At 62.7% G+C, this 16,365-nt stretch carries 10 protein-coding genes; 7 read left to right on the top strand and 3 right to left on the bottom strand.

The annotated features are described in order from the left end of the window. Positions 1-14: 14 nt before the first annotated feature. The 3 genes from A3A9_RS0115005 to tssI are packed head-to-tail and all read right to left on the bottom strand — an operon-like array spanning position 15 to position 3,116. Complete coding sequence (locus A3A9_RS0115005) at positions 15-359, bottom strand: hypothetical protein (RefSeq protein ID WP_033838568.1); 345 nt, start codon at positions 357-359, stop codon at positions 15-17. Further along, positions 359-781 carry a DUF6484 domain-containing protein gene (locus A3A9_RS0115000; RefSeq protein WP_027059511.1) on the bottom strand — a complete coding sequence of 141 codons (423 nt, stop codon included), beginning with the start codon at positions 779-781 and terminating at the stop codon, positions 359-361. Before A3A9_RS0115000 ends, A3A9_RS0115005 begins: the two co-directional genes overlap by 1 nt. Positions 782-791: 10 nt before the next feature. Continuing rightward, entirely contained in the window at positions 792-3,116 is a 2,325-nt protein-coding gene (gene tssI / locus A3A9_RS0114995; RefSeq protein ID WP_027059510.1) for a type VI secretion system tip protein VgrG, read from the bottom strand. Between the two features lie 249 nt (positions 3,117-3,365). On the opposite strand from tssI, the gene tagH reads away from it, so the two are divergent. The 7 genes from tagH (at position 3,366) to A3A9_RS0114955 (ending at position 16,233) form a co-directional block, all read left to right on the top strand. After that, positions 3,366-4,418: a type VI secretion system-associated FHA domain protein TagH gene (gene tagH / locus A3A9_RS0114990; RefSeq protein WP_027059509.1), complete on the top strand. Its 1,053-nt coding sequence runs from the start codon at positions 3,366-3,368 to the stop codon at positions 4,416-4,418. Between the two features lie 299 nt (positions 4,419-4,717). Further along, entirely contained in the window at positions 4,718-6,229 is a 1,512-nt protein-coding gene (tssL, locus tag A3A9_RS0114985; RefSeq protein WP_027059508.1) for a type VI secretion system protein TssL, long form, read from the top strand. A gap of 22 nt (positions 6,230-6,251) precedes the next feature. Continuing rightward, positions 6,252-9,806, top strand: coding sequence for a type VI secretion system membrane subunit TssM (tssM, locus tag A3A9_RS0114980; RefSeq protein ID WP_027059507.1), 3,555 nt, complete (start codon positions 6,252-6,254; stop codon positions 9,804-9,806). A gap of 159 nt (positions 9,807-9,965) precedes the next feature. Continuing rightward, positions 9,966-10,745, top strand: a complete 780-nt coding sequence (locus tag A3A9_RS0114970) for a PP2C family protein-serine/threonine phosphatase (RefSeq protein WP_027059506.1) — start codon at positions 9,966-9,968, stop codon at positions 10,743-10,745. Then, complete coding sequence (locus A3A9_RS0114965; RefSeq protein WP_027059505.1) at positions 10,745-13,288, top strand: serine/threonine-protein kinase; 2,544 nt, start codon at positions 10,745-10,747, stop codon at positions 13,286-13,288. Before A3A9_RS0114970 ends, A3A9_RS0114965 begins: the two co-directional genes overlap by 1 nt. 108 nt (positions 13,289-13,396) lie before the next feature. Beyond that, complete coding sequence (locus A3A9_RS0114960; protein WP_033838567.1) at positions 13,397-13,807, top strand: DUF1036 domain-containing protein; 411 nt, start codon at positions 13,397-13,399, stop codon at positions 13,805-13,807. After that, positions 13,804-16,233 carry a M23 family metallopeptidase gene (locus tag A3A9_RS0114955; RefSeq protein WP_027059503.1) on the top strand — a complete coding sequence of 810 codons (2,430 nt, stop codon included), beginning with the start codon at positions 13,804-13,806 and terminating at the stop codon, positions 16,231-16,233. The genes A3A9_RS0114960 and A3A9_RS0114955 overlap by 4 nt, the downstream gene beginning before the upstream one ends. Positions 16,234-16,365: the final 132 nt, after the last annotated feature.

Genomic DNA, 16,365 nt, shown 5'->3' with positions numbered 1-16,365 from the left:
TTTGGGACGGCGGGTCATCGATCCTGTGCCAGCGTCACGGCCAGGTATTCCCTCACTTTGACAAGGTCCAAATCCACGACCCGGATCGGGTTTGGTGCAGCCAGCATCCGTAACACGAAGAGTTCTCCCGCCGCCGAGAACTCCTCATAGCACTGCTGCGCAATTTTTCGACCCTGATCTCCGGCGACCCGCAGACCATCCAGATGCGCCTCCAATCTTTCAATCAAGCGGGCAACGCGTACTTCGTCCATCTCCGGATTTTCCTCGGGATGGAGCAGGTGGTGGTCGTAGACCGTCCATAGAAACGCCGCCATTTCGGCATGCTGCCGGACGATCTCGCGCAGGACCGGCGCTGCCATCAGTTCAGGTTCACCGAGCCGCCACGGATACGGTTGGTGGCGCTTGCGTGGCTCGTAACGTATGTTCCGCGGATAGTGATATGGCCGTCTTTTTCCATGATGATGGTGGCCTTGCCGCAGCGTAATTCTATTCGTTCTTCACCCACTATCCTTACCTGTTCGCCGTCGCGTATGACCTGCGCCCTCGGCTTGCGGCTTGGCTCTACTATGCGTCCCACAATCAGTGGCCGACCAACATCACCGTCTTCAAACAGGAGCGCGACCTCGGAGCCGATCATATCCGAACTCATCTCGGCCAGGCTTCGCGCTCTTACTGCGGTCTCCCGTGTATTACCGGGGAACACGACGAGCGGTGCTTCGTCATCGAAGCCTAGAAAAACTCCAATTATAACCCCTTCGATCCGCTTTCGGGTCTTGGTCATCCAGCCGCCCTCAATTCTGTTTGATCTCCGAACCTTTCATCGTGATGTCGCTTGAAGCCTTCACGTTGATCTTGCCCGAGCCTTTGACGGAAATGTCCTTGCCTTCGATATTGATGGTGCCGTCCTTCTTCATCGAGATCGCCGCCGAGCCACACTTGATCACGATGGAGTCACCGGCCTCGATCAACAAATCCTTGCCGATCTTGATGGCGCCGTCCTCGCCAATCTCGACAAGGCTTCCCTTGGCAATCTTCAGCGAGCGCGCGCCGCCGACATCGGTCGCGTCGTCCTCGGCGATCTTGGCATCTCGCCCTTTGCCGACCTGCGAGGAATGCGCTCCGCCGACGTTGAAACTTTGATCCGCCGCCACTTGCACGCTCTGGTTCGCGCCCACCGACCAACTGTCATCCGTGCCGATGTCATGGCTTTGCCCAGCCCCAACCGTGACCGATCGTGACGCGCCGATGGTGTTTGTCTGCGGGCCGCCAACGCTTCGTGTCTCGGACGCCCCAACCGTATCGATGCGGGCAGCGCCAACAGTCACCGTCTGGACAATCCCCACCGTCTGCGAGTGGTTGGAGCCGATCGTCTCCGTCGAGTTCGAACCGATGCCTATCGTCTCATTCGCCCCCACCGTCAGTGAGCGGTTCTTGCCCACCGTCTCGGTGTCGTTCGAGCCGATATTCGTGGTCTGGTCGACGCCGACCTTGACCGTCTTGTTGTTGCCGACGTCCTCGTCGAGGTTGTGGCCGACGGAGTGCTTGGCATCGTGGTCGATGCGGTCGGACTGGTCGTGCTGCACCAGCTTGGTGCGGTCGTGCTTGATCAGAAGGTGGTGGTCCTTCTGCGCCTGGAAGTTGACCAGTTCGGAGCCAGCCTTGTCCTCGAACATCAGCTCGTTGTAACCGCCGCCACCTTTCGACGAGTTGGATTTCCAGCCCGATTGCGTTGCGTTGCCCGGCAAACCGTAGGGCGGCATCTGCGAGGCATTGTAGACCCTGCCGGTGACGATCGGCAGGTCAGGGTCGCCTTCGAGAAAGTCAACGATCACTTCCTGGCCAATGCGCGGTATCTGGATGAAGCCCCAGCCGCTGCCGGCCCAGGTCTGCGAAACACGGACGAAGCAGGAACTGTTTTCGTTCTTCTTGCCGAGGCGGTCCCAGTGGAACTGCACCTTCACCCGGGCATATTTGTCGGTGAATATCTCCTCGCCGGAAGGGCCGACCACCGTCGCCGTCTGCGGCCCGCGCATGATCGGCCGCGTCGTGATCCGCGGCGGGCGGTAGGGCAAGGCAGTCGGCGCGACACCCAGCACGATCTTGTAATTCTCTATGTGGGCCTCGTTCTGGGTTCGGTAGCCCGGATCGAACAGCCTGTATTCGGCGCTGACCACCAGATACTCCTGGTTCTGGTCATCGCGCGGAAAGCTTTCCAGCTTGAAAGTACAGCCGGAATGGAGGCCGCGCACAGTTCCGACCGCAGTGATGCGCTGGTGCACGGCCTGGAGTTCCTCGCGCCGGATACCGGCTAGGGTGTCGCCGCGCCCGACATCGAGATGCGCGCCGGGCTGGCGATAATTCTCGCCGGAGGCTTCCTTATGGCTGAACGGCTGGGCGGACTTCGCCATCAGATCGGCGCCAGGCTTCTGGAAATCATAGTCGGTGTGGGCATAGGCTCCCGGCCGCACCGAACTGCCCGGAATCCATTCGGTGATGTATTCGACGTCGCGCCGCGAGCCCTGTCCCTCGAAATTATAGGGTATCTTCTCGTAGCCCGGCGCCGGCTTCAGCTTGCTCATCGCGTCGCACAGCACGAGCGTGTGCTTGCCCTCGTCATGCTCGAAGAAATAGAAGATGCCTTCGTGCTCGAGCAGGCGCTGCACGAAATCCAGATCGCTCTCGTCGTACTGCACGCAGTATTCGCGCGAGGGGTACGACCCTTGCAGCCGCTTCTCGAATTTCGCCGTACCGTATTTCGAGAAGATCTTTTCGACGATCTCGACGGCGGTCATGTTTTGAAAGATCCGGCAATCGGTCGCGTTGCCGAGGAACCAGAGCCACGGCCTGACGACCGCTTCGTAGTAGGCCAGCCGGTCCTCGATGCGGGTCAGGCGAAATTCGGACACCAAGCCGCTGAACCACCGTTTCGGATCGGATTCGCCTTCGACCGAAACCATGCCACCCAGCATCTTCAGCGGATCGATCTCGGAACTGGGCCCGACGAACCCGACCGTATAGGCAAAGCAGCGGCTGATCTCGTCGCGCCCGACAAGATGCGTGAAGGTCAGCTCGGCGCCGACCGGTGTCTGCACAACCGTGGCACGTTCGTTCGGCATGGGTCGTGCCCCTCCTGGACGCGGCCGCCGGCGCGGTGGATTTGAAGTTCCCGCCATATACCCAGGAACTTTTTCGACCCGCCGCACCAGGCCATGTTGAGCCTACCACATGTTGTCTCGCCGACCAAAGAGGACGCATGGCTGAAAAACCTTACCCTGTCGGTGCATCGCCTCGAAACGCTGCTGTCCTGTTGTATGTGCAAACTGCTAGAATGTGGAGTATCGGTCAGTGTTCGGCGGCGATCCTGGATGTACATCAGTCTGCAAATCAACAATGTCGACGCCTTGCCTCAGGGCATCTCGACCGGCTACGCGGCGCGGGATCGCAGCTTCGAAATCGGACGCGATGCTTGCGACTGGACCTTGTCGGACCCCGACAAGTTCATCTCGAGCCGGCATTGCGAGGTCCGCTACGAGGCAGGTGCGTTCTGGCTGCACGATGTCTCGCGCAACGGAACTTACATCAACGGATCGAACCAGCGCATGACCGGCCCGCATCGGATGGCCAACGGCGACCGGATGCTGATCGGCCGTTATGTGATCTTCGTCTCGATCGACGAGGAGCACGTCGCGACCGGCCATCCCAGCCACGGTTCGACGCAGCGCGAAATGCCGGCCGCGGCAGGCCGCTCGCTGGAATTCCGAGAGGAGCCGTTCTTCGATCCCGTGGAGCAACGGTCCGGGCAGCGGGGTCCAGCGTCGACGTTCTCGTCGCAACCGCCCCTGCCCTCGACAAGAGATGAAGTGCTGCGGGAAATCGCGATCGGAGCCGGCATCTCGCCGGAACTGCTGCAATCGCGCGACCCGCATGAAGTTGCCGCCGAAATCGGCGCGGTGCTGCGGGCGGTGGTCGAGGAACTGGCCCTGCTGCTGAAAGCGCGCGCGGCAGCGAAGATGCTGGCCAAGAGCACACAGCGAACGATGATCAGTGCCGCCGACAACAATCCCCTGAAGTTCGTTCCGGGAACCGACGACATCCTCGAAATCATGTTCGCGCGGCGCCGGGCCGGCTATCTCGATGCCAGGCGCAGCATCGAGGATGCATTCCGCGATCTCAAGACGCACGAATTCGCCACCTATGCCGCCATGCAGGCCGCGCTGTCGCGGCTGCTTGACGACCTGTCACCCGAAGCGATCGGAAGAAAGCTTCCGCCGACGTCGTTCTCGTCGAAAAAGAGCCAGGCCTGGGACGCTTTTGTCGCGACCTGGCGAACCATGGAGGAAGCGCACGAGAACGGCATGCTGGACATATTCCTGGCCTATTTCAGTGAAGCCTATGCCAAGGCCGACAAGCAGAAATAGGCGCTTCAGGGAGCCGTGGCGCTGCAGCCGACGAAGACAACCTCTTCGGTGCGCGGCATCCGGTTCCAATCGAGAGTTTCTGAGATTACGATCGCATACGACAATTCGCTAAGCGGGTAAGGCTGATCGACCTGGGGGTCTGCGACAATGTCATCTTACGGCGGGATAGCAAGATGTAGCCGACCTTCCTGCGGACACTGCCCTGGCCCGCAGGGCTTGCGTTTGCTTTACCTGACCGCGAACGGCTTCGTGCCTGTCCGGCAAGAAGGCGGGCGCCGCGCGCGGACGGACGATCGGCGATGAGCTCGAAGGACGATCCTTTCGGCCCGGCGGGCAAGACCGTCATTCGCGCCACGCCACGGCGTGAGCGAAAAGCGACGCCGGCCCCTCAGGAGCCTGCGGCGGATGGCGGACAACCCGCGCAGATCAAGGAATCGACTGTGTTCGATCCCGGCGTCGGCCGCCACACGCCGCCGGGCTGGACGTCCGGGACCGTGATTTATCAGGGAACTCCTTCGGTGGCGGCAGGAAGCGACGCTTCCGCGGCGGCGCCGACGTCGGCTCTGCGGCAGGAGACCCTGCTCAATGTCACCGACAGTGTCCGATATTCCGCGGCAAACCCGATCCTTGCCGCGGCCGCACCGTTGCTGATGCTGTTCGGCCAACTCAGGCTTATCCCCGTCGAGAGACAGGCGGAGCCGTTGGCCGAATATGTCACTGAGGCGATTGATCGATTCGACAGGGCTCTGGAGAAATCAGGCGTTGCCGAAGAGGATGCGCGGATCGCGAAATTTGTCCTGTGCGAAACAGCCGACGATCTCATCGGCAACCTGCCCTGGCCACGCAAAGACGCCTGGGCGCAGCACAGCATGCTGTCGCAGTTCTTCCACGTAGAGCCCAATGGCATGGGCTTCTTCGAAGCGCTGAACAAGATCCTGGCCAGCCCGGAGGCGCACTACGACCTGCTCGAGCTGATGCATGTCTGCCTGTCGCTGGGGTTCGAGGGGCAGTATCGAGGCCTGACACGCGAAGACACCAGTCTCGAACGTGTTCGGCTCGACGTCTACGAAACGCTTCGCTATTTCAAGCCTGGCGCGGACGAGGACATCTCGCCTCGCTGGCAGGGCCTGGCAGCGACGATGACGCAGTCTTCGACACGCCTGCCAATCTGGGCCGTTGCGGCAGCGGCGTCAGCACTGCTGACTGCGGCGTTCTTCGCGCTGCGGGTCTTCATCACCAATGAAGGCGACGCCGCCGCCGGTGAATTGCTGGCACTCAACCCATCGACGCCGATCGCCATCGAGCGCGCCAGCGTGGCGCCGTTGGCTGAGCCGGTGAAAGTCGCCGCACCCGTAGCCGCGACCACGCAGATCGACCGCATCCGCTCGGCACTGGCCAAGGAAGTCGAAGCCGGCGGGTTGACCGTCGGCACGAAGGGCGACTTCATCGTCGTGGAAATCAACAATCTCCTGCTGTTCCAGTCCGGCCGAGCCGATGCGAAACCGGAGTTCCAGCCCATAGCCGCTGATATCGCGGCCGCCCTGGAACCCGAACGCGGGCCAATCAGGATCGTCGGCCATACGGACAATGTGAAGCCGCGAAAATCGAGCCCGTTCAAGTCCAACTTCGACCTGTCCGTCGCCAGGGCGAAGGCCGTCGAAACGATGATGGCGCCGAAGTTCAGCGATCCCTCGCGACTGACCGTCGACGGCAAGGGCGAGGACGAGCCGATCGCCGACAATGCAACACCGGAAGGCCGCGCCACGAACCGCCGTGTCGATGTGATGATCGCCAAGGAGGAAACACTGTGAGCACGGCCGGTTGGAAGCGCCGATGACACGTTGGCTGCTGCGGATCTTCAGCATGATCGCGCTGGCCGGTTTTTCGGCGGCAGTGTGGTTTGCCGGACCATTGATCCGCTTCGCCGATAGCCGTCCTCTCGGGCCTGTCTGGCTGCGTGCGGCAATCATCGGCGTGATCGTGGCGGCCGTAGCGCTCTTCTACGGATTGCGTTTCTGGCGGATGCGCAAGGCGCAAAAGGCGCTGGAGACGGCCGTTGCCCGCAACGACGACAGGGATGACGACTCGCAGGTGCTCGAGGCGCGCATGAACGAGGCGATCGCCGCGCTTAAACGGTCGAGCGGCAAGCGCAATTTCCTCTATGAGGTCCCCTGGTACATCATCATCGGCCCGCCCGGCGCAGGCAAGACAACGGCACTGATCAATTCTGGACTGAATTTTCCGCTGGCCGGTTCGGGTGATGCGCAGCCAGTCGCCGGTGTTGGCGGCACCCGCGCCTGCGACTGGTGGTTCACCGACGAGGCCGTGCTGATCGACACCGCCGGACGCTACACGACGCAGGATTCCAATGCCCAGAGCGACAGCAAGAGCTGGCTCGCCTTCCTGTCGCTGCTTAAGAAATACCGCACACGGCAACCGATAAACGGCGTCATCCTGGCGATCAGCCTTGCCGATCTCATCGGCCTCGACGATCAGCAGCTTGATGCTCACGTCGTCGAGATACGCAGCCGCCTGCGGGAAATCCACGAGACGCTGAAAATCCAGTTTCCGGTGTATCTGCTGTTCACCAAGGCCGATCTTGTCGTCGGGTTCATGGACTATTTCGGCGGTTTCGACGAGCCGCGCCGGCGCAAGGTCTGGGGCGCGACATTCCAGACCAGCGATCGCACGAAGAACATGGCCGCCGAGGCACCGGCCGAATTCGATGCACTGGCAAGACGCCTGGTCGAGGAGATGCCTGACCGACTTCAGGAAGAGGTCGATCCGGCCGCGCGCATATCCGTCTTTGGCTTTCCTGCGCAGTTTGGCGCGCTGAAGGGCCGAATTGCGAATTTTATCGCCGGCCTGTTCGATCCAGGCCGCAGCCAGGTGAATGCCAGCCTGCGGGGGCTCTATTTTTCGTCAGGCACGCAGGAGGGGACGCCGATCGATCAAGTGCTGGGCGCGATCGGCCGCAGCTTCGGCAACAGTTCCAGCGCCCATCTTTCCGGAAGCGGCAAGAGCTTCTTTTTGCATGATCTGCTGACAGGCGTCATTTTTGCCGAATCCGGATGGGTCTCGTACGACAAATCGGCGGCAAGGCGGGCGGCAATCGCCAGATTTGCCGGGCTTGGCGCTATCGCGTTGATCGCCGCGGTGGCCCTCGGCATCCTGGCCCTAAGCTTCATCGCCAACAGGTCGCTGATCGCCTCCACCAAGCAGGCCATGGGCCAGTATCGCACGACGGCGGACGCGCTGCTCAAAAGCACCGAGGTCACCGATGTCGACCTCGAAAACGTCATCGGTCCGCTCGACCAGTTGCGCGATCTGCCGGCCGGGTTCGAAACCGGCGACATGCCGACACCGATCGAGGAGACGTTCGGCCTCAGCCAGCGGGAGAGACTGCTTTCGGCGTCCAGGACGGCTTACCGGCAAGCGTTGGAACGCATGTTCCGATCGCGCCTGCTGATCCAAGCCGAACGGACGATCCAGGCCAAGATGGCCGATCCCGCCGCGCTCTACGAGCCGTTGAAAATCTATCTGATGCTTGGCGGCAAGGCGCCGAAGGTCGACGACGCATTGATCGTTTCCTGGATGAAGCAGGATTGGGAGCAGAACCGCTATCCAGGCGAAAACAACCGCGCAGGACGCGAGCAGCTCGAAAAGCACTTGCGCGCCATGCTTGCCCTGGACGACGCCTATGATCCGGTTTTCCAACTCAACCAGCCGCTCGTCGAGGCCGCTCAACGCTCGCTCGGGCGTATGAGCCTTGCCGACCGCGCCACTGCCTTGATCAAGTCGGCGGTGTATTCGGCAGCGCTGGAGGATTTTTCCGTTTCCGTCAGAGGCGGCCCGGAAGCGCAGCTGGTATTCGAGCGTGTCGATGGCGGCGACCTGTCAGGCCTTCGTGTTCCCGGCCTCTATACCTATGCCGGCTTCAACCGTTTTAATCTCGGACAGCTCTCGCGCATTGCGCAGATGCTCGTCGACGACCAGTGGGTGCTTGGCGGCGGCGGCGAACAAGGCGGCATCGATCAAGAACTGCTGAAGCTCGGCCCCGAGCTCCTCGATCGCTATGGCAAGGAGTTCGCAACAGCTTGGAACAGCGTTCTCGATGGGTTGAAATTCAAAGCGATGCTGAAGGACAAGCCACACTATATCGCGCTTTCCGCCGTCGCCTCGCCAACCTCGCCGATCGAACAGCTGTTTACGGCGATCGCCGACGAAACAGCCCTGACGCGGGACGCCAAGGACTCAGGCATCGGGGTTGAGGCCGGCACGGTTCAAGGCCAGTCTCCGGACGCAGCAAAGATGGCCAAGGGGCTGGCGCGCATCGGCATACAGATCGCCACGGGAAAATCACAAAGCCGTGCCGGCGCAGGATCCGCAGCAGCGCAAAACCAGAGCCCCGGGGCCAACATCGAAGCGCAGTTCAGGTCGTTCCAGGCCCTGGTGAGCGGTCCTGCCGGACGCCGACCGATCGATGCCTTGACGCAGAATTTCCGCGACATCTATCAGAGCCTGAAACTGGCGACCGACGTGCCGTCACAGACGGAACGCGTCAACGCCAATCTGCAGCTGCAGATAGCCACCCTTCGCGCCAATTCCTCGCGCCTGCCCAAGCCGCTCGCCAGAATGGTCAATGCGACGGCGGACGAATTTGAAGGCAACGTCACGGAGACCTCGGTGGCGAATTTGAACCAGATGCTCGACCAGGCGGTCACGGCTCCTTGCGAGGCGGCGGTCAACGGCCGTTATCCTTTCGCCGGCAATGGCGCCGAGGACATGGCGATGGCGGATTTCGCGAAACTGTTCGCTCCAGGCGGGGTGCTGGACCGGTTCTTCGCGCAAAACCTCGCATCGCTGATCGACATGAGCGGCCAGGACTGGAGCTGGAAACAGGATGCGCGCTTCGGGCGCGACCTGTCGAAGTCGACGCTGAAAAGCTTCCAGCGGGCGGCCGAAATCCGCAGTGCCTTCTTTCCGCAGGGCGGTTCGATGCCTTCGATCAGCATCACCTTCACGCCGTTCTCACTGCATGGCGATGCCGATGCCGCGGTGCTCGATGTCGATGGCCAGACCGTCCAGAGCAACCAGGCGGGCAACGCGTCGAGCACCTTGACCTGGCCGAGCGGCGCGGCTTCGGGATCCGCCAGCCTGAGCCTGACGCCGGAGATGCCGGGCCGCGACTCCAGCATCAAGTTCGAAGGGCCGTGGGCGTTGAAGCGGCTCATGGACAAGGCGACCATCACCGGCACCGACAGCAATGTCGAAGCGCGCTTCGTGATCGGCGGGCGCGACGTCACCTATACGATCCAGACCGGCTCCGGCCCCAGCCCGTTCCTGCTTCAGGCACTTTCCGATTTCAGCTGTCCGAAGGCGTTTTGAGATGAGCTTCGCGCTTTTCAACGCGTTGACACCCTGCATGAGCCACAGGCGCCCAGACCTTAATTTCGATACTTTAATGTCCGAGCCTGTGGCAGACTGGCGTGAGCAGGCGCCCGGGAGTGCGCCGCAGAGGACGCGTGAGACGCGTTTGGTGGCAAGGTGAGCGATGTCGCCCTTCCCTTTGACAGTTTCGGCGTGAGCCACAAGGGCTGTGTCCGCGAGGTCAACGAAGACAACTATCTGCTCGAGCCACGAACCGGGCTTTGGGTGGTGGCCGACGGAATGGGCGGACATGATGCCGGAGAGGTCGCCTCGGCCAGCATTGTCGACCACCTGGCCACGATCGGCATCGCAAGCTCAGCTCCGGATCTGCGGGCGCGTTTCGAGGACAGGCTGAGCCGGGCCAATGCCGAAATCCGCAGCATATCGGAATCGCGCGGCATCACGATCGGCTCCACGGTCGCGGCCCTGTTGGCGATGGACGGACGGTTTGCCTGCCTGTGGGCGGGCGACAGCCGGGTCTATCTGATCCGCAACGCCGCGATCTCGCAGATTTCGAAGGACCACACCGAAGTGCAGGAGCTGCTGGATCGAGGCATGATCAGCGCGGCCGAGGCGCTGACCTGGCCACGCCGCAATGTGATTACGCATGCGGTCGGCGTCAGCGACGACTTCGTCATCGATTTCCAGCAGGGCGAACTGATGCCGGGCGACATTTTCGTGCTCGCCACCGATGGGCTGACGGCACATGTCACCGATGCGGAGATCGAGGCTGCGGTGGTGTCGGCAACGCCTCAGGCGGCCTGCGAAAATCTTTTGCAAACGGTGCTGACGCGGGGCGGAACGGACAATGTCACCATTGTACTGGTGAAGATCGGAACCGGGCGCAATGGACAATCGCTCCACCCTGATCTGTCCAGAGCGGAGGGCCGAGGCTGATGAGCGCCGACGACAAGACGCGAATTTCGCCGCAGGTGGCCAACACCGCGGTAGGCACGCAGCTCAGCGGCATCTACGAACTTGACGAGCGGATCGCATTCGGCGGCATGGGCGAGGTCTATCGCGGCCACAACATCCAGACCGGCGACCACGTCGCGATCAAGATCGTGCTGCCCGAGTTTGCCCGTGACCAGACGATCCTGTCCTTGTTCCGCAAGGAGGCCTCGATCCTCAACCATTTGTCGCATGACGCGGTCGTGCGATACCACGTCTTCACCATCGATCCCGGTATCGGCCGTCCCTACCTCGCCATGGAATTCGTCGACGGCGAGTCGCTGTTCGACATCATGCGAAGGGGGCCGATGCCGACGGAAGAGGTGCGCAAGCTCTGCCATCGCCTCGCATCCGGCCTGGCCGCCGTGCATCAGGCCGGAGCAATCCATCGCGACCTGTCGCCCGATAACATCATCCTGCCGGGGGGCCGGGTCGATCGCGCAAAGATCATCGATTTCGGCATCGCTCGATCGGCGACCGTGGGCGGCGAGACGCTGATCGGCGGAAAGTTCGCGGGAAAATACAACTACGTTTCACCCGAACAGCTCGGGCTGTACAGCGGCGACGTCAGCGAACAGTCCGACATCTACAGCCTTGGGCTGGTGCTGGCCGCCGCCCTGCGCGGCAAGCCGATCGACATGAGCGGATCGCAGTACGAGATCATCGAAAAGCGCCGAACCGTGCCTGATCTCTCTGACATCGACGACGATTTTCGCGGCATTGTCGAAGCCATGCTGCAACCGGATCCGCAAGACCGGCCGGTCAGCATGGGTGACATCGCCAGGATGACGCGCGGCGAAGACGAAGCGACAACGCCGCCCCCATCCAGGACACCCCGTGAACGGCCGGCTTTGCCACCAGCCGAGCAAACCCTTGCTCCTGATCCAAAGCCCCAGCCATCCAATGTCGCGGGGTACAACGCGCCGGCGGCAACGGGTCCGGGCGAGCAGGGCTTCGTTCCGCATGTCCGGCCAGCGCATTTGTCCAAATCGTTGCCTTCGCCGGCCGCCAGCCCGCCGCGTACGGCCGCGAGCAATGTCCCCGCGAAACCCGCGAAGACCCGAACCATCGCGATCGCTGCTCTTGCGACGCTGGCTGTTGTCTCGGTCGCCGGCCTTTACCTGAGCGGCTTCATGACACCTGTGACGCCGACTGCCGGCAAGACATCGCTTTCCGCGCCCGAACCATCGAAGCCGGCGCCGACGGACAAAGTCGCGAGCGCCCCCGAGCCGGCAAAGCCGGTTCCATCCGCGCAGCCGGAGGCCAGCGTCCCGCCGGCTGAAAAACAGCCAGATGCCGCGGCGGCTCAAAAGCCGCAGCCGACCAAGCCCGCCGAACCCCCCGCGCAGGCCGAGGAACCCGCGAAGCCGCCGGCAATGGAAGCGCAACCACAAACAGAGGCGAGCGCGCCGCCGGCTGGAGGCCAGGCAGATGCCAAGCCAGTGCAAGCGCCGGAGCCGGCGAAACCCACTGCCTCGGCGCAAACTGAAGAACCCCCGAAGCCGCCCATAGCGGATACCCAGCGGCCGTCCGCAAAGACGTCGCCGGCACCCCAGCCGGATACGATGGCCAGCAACAATCAAACGTCGGCTCCGGCGCCTGAAGCAGCTCCAACCCCACCGGCCGTTCCAGCCCCGCCAGCCGAGAAGGTCGCAACGCCGCCGCCGGTCCTGCCAAAGGTTGTGGAGACCCCAAAGCCCGAGCCGCAGATCAGCCAGCCGCCGGCGCCCACTGCGAGCCAGGCGGATACCGCGAACGCCGAGGGCCAAAACGCCTCGCCACCGCCGGCCAGCCAGCCGGACCAACCAGTCGTCGCGCTGAACGTGCCCAAACCGGCGATCCCCCCGGTCGTCGATGACGGTGCGCAACGGGTCTCCTGGGTTCGCGACTTCGGCGGCGGCGACTGTTTCTATGCGACCATGACGTCGTCGACCGACAAAGCCGCCGCGATCGAAGGATTTGGCACGGCAGTACAGCCATTCGAACGGATGCTCGGCGATTTCCAGGCAAAATTCCATGTCGAGCCGGATATCAGCGTCCGCCTCATCGAGCCGAGCCAATGCGAAGTCACCAACTTTCTGCGCTTTCTCGGGCAGACCACGGCCGACAAGCCGCAGCTTGTTCTCGACCGGACATCGGTGACTGATGGTACGCCGATCAGCGGCACGCTGGTGACGCGCGGCGGGCTCATTTCCAGTGTCCTGCTGATCGATCACAAGGGCATGGTGTTCAATCTCGACGACCGCATCGTCGCACAATCCGACAAGGCTACCTTCAGCATCCCGATTGGGCTCGGCGCCGCTGACAAGTCCGCCGGGAAAGCCGTGCCGCAGATCATAATGGTGATCACCGGCCCGAAGGATATCCAGGCGGCGGCCTTCTCCGCGCCGACGCCGGCCTCGGTGCTGCTGCCTAAAATTCTCGAAGAGATCGAGACCGACGGATCGCAATTTTCAGCCACTGCCAAGTATTTCCGGCTCGGCGGATAGCATGGGCGCCCGATGGAACTCCGCCGCGCGTGTTTGTCCCACTCGTCTGCCGACCTGCCCATAGAGCAGCGTGATCCGGCTCGAGCGCTGCCTACCCTGACGGGCCGCATGAAGTTCGCGGTCATGGCGGGAGCGGCACTGCTGGCCGTGCTGGTGTCCGGCGAAGCGCACGCCGAATTCACCGTCTGCAACCAGACACTCGACGTCGTCAATCTGGCGGTCGGCCAGAAGGTCGACAATGCGGACCAGACCGACGGCTGGTGGACCATCGGCGCCAATCAATGCGTCAACGTCATCCGCGAGGAACTGACGAACCGCTACATCTACATCTATGCGACTGATGTCTTTGGGCATGCGATCCTGACCGGATCGACCGAGATGTGCATCGAGCGGCGGCGGTTTTCGATCCGCGGCATCGACGAGTGTTGGCAGCGCGGCCATATCGCGGCGCAATTTCTCGAGGTCGATACGCTTGAACAGGTGCGGTGGACCTTCTTCCTGACCGGAAGCAATCCGTGACGCACAGTATCGACACCAGCTTCAGAGAGAAAAAGCAGGCGCGCGCCGCGCTGCGCAGGCGCACGCTTTGGCGCCGGCTCATTGCCGGCCTCGCCGTAATTGTCCTGATTTCGATCGCCGCCGGTTTCTACCTCACCGCCGACTATTGGTCGTTCGGCGACGAGGACGAGGAGCTGCACGCGGTCGAAGGCGCCGACGACGTACCGGCCGATGCATCCGTCTACGTGCCTGCCATCATCGACCTGGCGGGAGATCCGATGTGGATCACGCTAGCGCCCGATGCCGACGCGGCAAGCAAGGGCCATGCGGTAGCGCGCCCGGCCGAGCTCGACAGTTCCGGCGCCTCGCCGCAGATCGAGATCCTCTCCGACGTGATGCTGAGTGCCAGCGAAAAATTCATGACGACGATCCCGTCGACGCAAGAGGACTTCGCGTTCTTCCAGGCACAGCGGCGGACCGCTCCGACATCGCCAGCTGCCGCACCCACCGAGCAGGCCGCTCCGCCTGCCCCGCCGGTGGCACGGGACGACCAGCAGGGCGACCTGGATAACGAGCTGGCGGCACCCGATGCGAGCGAGGCCCCGGCCGGTTCGGCGCCCAAGCCGGATGCCGACGACCCGGAGGCCGGCTGGGGAGAGACCATCGATCAGGGCGAGGCAGCGCTGCCCGCCTTCAAGAAGACCCAGATCGAGAACAACACGACCGTCGCAACCGTGACCAGCGAGTACCAGCGCTTCGAGGCGACCGAAGATACGTTCGTGAAGATCCTCAACGATCGCAGCCTGGACAGCGTTGCGCTCGACGCGCATTTCTCCGCCGACGATGCCAAGCTGGCCGGCGAAGCCCTGAAGGCGCTCTTCAACCGGGACGGCCTGGAAGCGGGTTATGTCGTCGCCATGCGCGGATTCCGGCCGAACCGAGAAAAGACGACGATGTCGCTCATGCAGGTCTCGATCTACGCCAAGAATGTCTTTGTCGGCACGCTGACGCGTAACGCCGCGGGCGCCTTCGTGTCGGGCGTCGACCCCTGGGTGCGCGAAGACCTGTTCAACTATTCCGGTGCCGATCAAGGCGGGCCCAAGCGGCAATACCGCCTGCTCGACGCGATCTATTCGACGGCTGCGCGCAACAAGGTTCCAACCGGCGTCATCGGCGAGGCGATCATGTACCTGTCGCGAGGACAGGACCTCGACGCCTTCGCCAGCGAGGACCAGCGCCTGGTGCTGATCTACTCGCAGACGCCGCGGGGCAAGGAAGAGACGTCCGGGCGGGTGCTTTATGTCGGCGTCCAGGGGGGTGAGAAGACCATCGACTGTTTCGTCTTCCAGCAGAGCGACGGCCAGTTCGCCTGCGTGACCGGCAATGACGAGGTGCGTTCGCTGACTGTCGCCAACGGCATGGTCACGCCGGTGAACGGGGTCATGACCTCGACCTTCGGCCCGCGCAAGCACCCGATCCTCGGCGTCGTTCGTATCCACAAGGGCGTCGATTGGGCAGCCCCTGTCGGCACGCCGATCATGGCGGCCTTCAACGGCGAGATCAGCTTCCAGGGCGATGGCGGCAGCTATGGCAATCTGGTGAAGATCTCGCATGAGAACGGGCGCGAGACGCGCTACGCGCATATGCAAAAATTCGCCATTGCGAGCGGAGTCGGCACCAAGGTGAGGGCCGGCGACGTCATTGGCTATATCGGCACTACCGGGCTGTCGACCGGCCCGCATCTGCATTTCGAACTCTATCAGAATGGCGAGGCGATCGACCCGCTGGGCACCGTCACCACGGTCGCCACCTACGACACTGGCAATTCCGGCAATTCCGGCAATTCTGGCAATTCCGGCGATGTCGCCGTCGAAACGCTGACCGAGCGGATCGTTCATGTCGAGAGTGGCGGCAGCGCCCGCGCCAAGAACCCTAATTCCTCGGCGACCGGCGCCGGCCAGTTCATAACGAAGACCTGGATTCGGATGATGAACACCTACCGCCCGGACCTCGCGCGCTCGCTGTCGACCGCCGACCTGCTCGCCCTGCGCTACGACGCCACGATCTCGCGCGAGATGGTTCGCAACCTGGCGCGCGAGGGCGAAGCGTATCTTCGGGCGCGCGGTCACCAGATCACGGCCGGCCGGCTCTACCTCTGTCATTTCCTGGGAATGGAAGGCGCGCATCAGGTGCTGTCGGCGCCGGGTTCGGCGCAACTGAGCGCCGTGCTGGGGTCGGCCGTCATCCAGGCCAACCCGTTTCTCACGGGCAAGACAGCCAGCTATGTGGTGGACTGGGCCGAAAGGAAGATGGGCCAGAAGCTGAGCCGTGTGGCCACCGATGCCCCCCCGCAGACGACTACGGAGATCCGCCAGACATCACCGGAATTCGAAAAATACAAGCAGGCCGTCACCGCCCTCATCAGCTCGATTCAGACTGCGCTTTGACCTGCCTGTGCGGCATCAGTCGCTCAGGCCATTGGTGTCACTATTTCTCGGGCCTTTGTGAACCAAAGCCACGGTCAGGACCACACACGTCCAGGAATCATTTTTGGCACAGGCGACCCAGTCGCCGACGAA

The organism is Mesorhizobium loti CJ3sym, from assembly GCF_000472785.1.
GTDB classification, from domain to species: Bacteria; Pseudomonadota; Alphaproteobacteria; order Rhizobiales; family Rhizobiaceae; genus Mesorhizobium; species Mesorhizobium loti_E.
This window is presented reverse-complemented; position numbering and strand designations above follow the sequence as displayed.

Coding starts and splice junctions, on each gene's coding strand:
- tssL (WP_027059508.1), top strand. CDS start 4,718: ATGAGCTCGAAGGACGATCCTTTCGGCCCGGCGGGCAAGACCGTCATT.
- tagH (WP_027059509.1), top strand. CDS start 3,366: ATGTACATCAGTCTGCAAATCAACAATGTCGACGCCTTGCCTCAGGGC.
- A3A9_RS0114965 (WP_027059505.1), top strand. CDS start 10,745: ATGAGCGCCGACGACAAGACGCGAATTTCGCCGCAGGTGGCCAACACC.
- A3A9_RS0115000 (WP_027059511.1), bottom strand. CDS start 781: ATGACCAAGACCCGAAAGCGGATCGAAGGGGTTATAATTGGAGTTTTT.
- tssI (WP_027059510.1), bottom strand. CDS start 3,116: ATGCCGAACGAACGTGCCACGGTTGTGCAGACACCGGTCGGCGCCGAG.
- A3A9_RS0114960 (WP_033838567.1), top strand. CDS start 13,397: ATGAAGTTCGCGGTCATGGCGGGAGCGGCACTGCTGGCCGTGCTGGTG.
- tssM (WP_027059507.1), top strand. CDS start 6,252: ATGACACGTTGGCTGCTGCGGATCTTCAGCATGATCGCGCTGGCCGGT.
- A3A9_RS0115005 (WP_033838568.1), bottom strand. CDS start 359: ATGGCAGCGCCGGTCCTGCGCGAGATCGTCCGGCAGCATGCCGAAATG.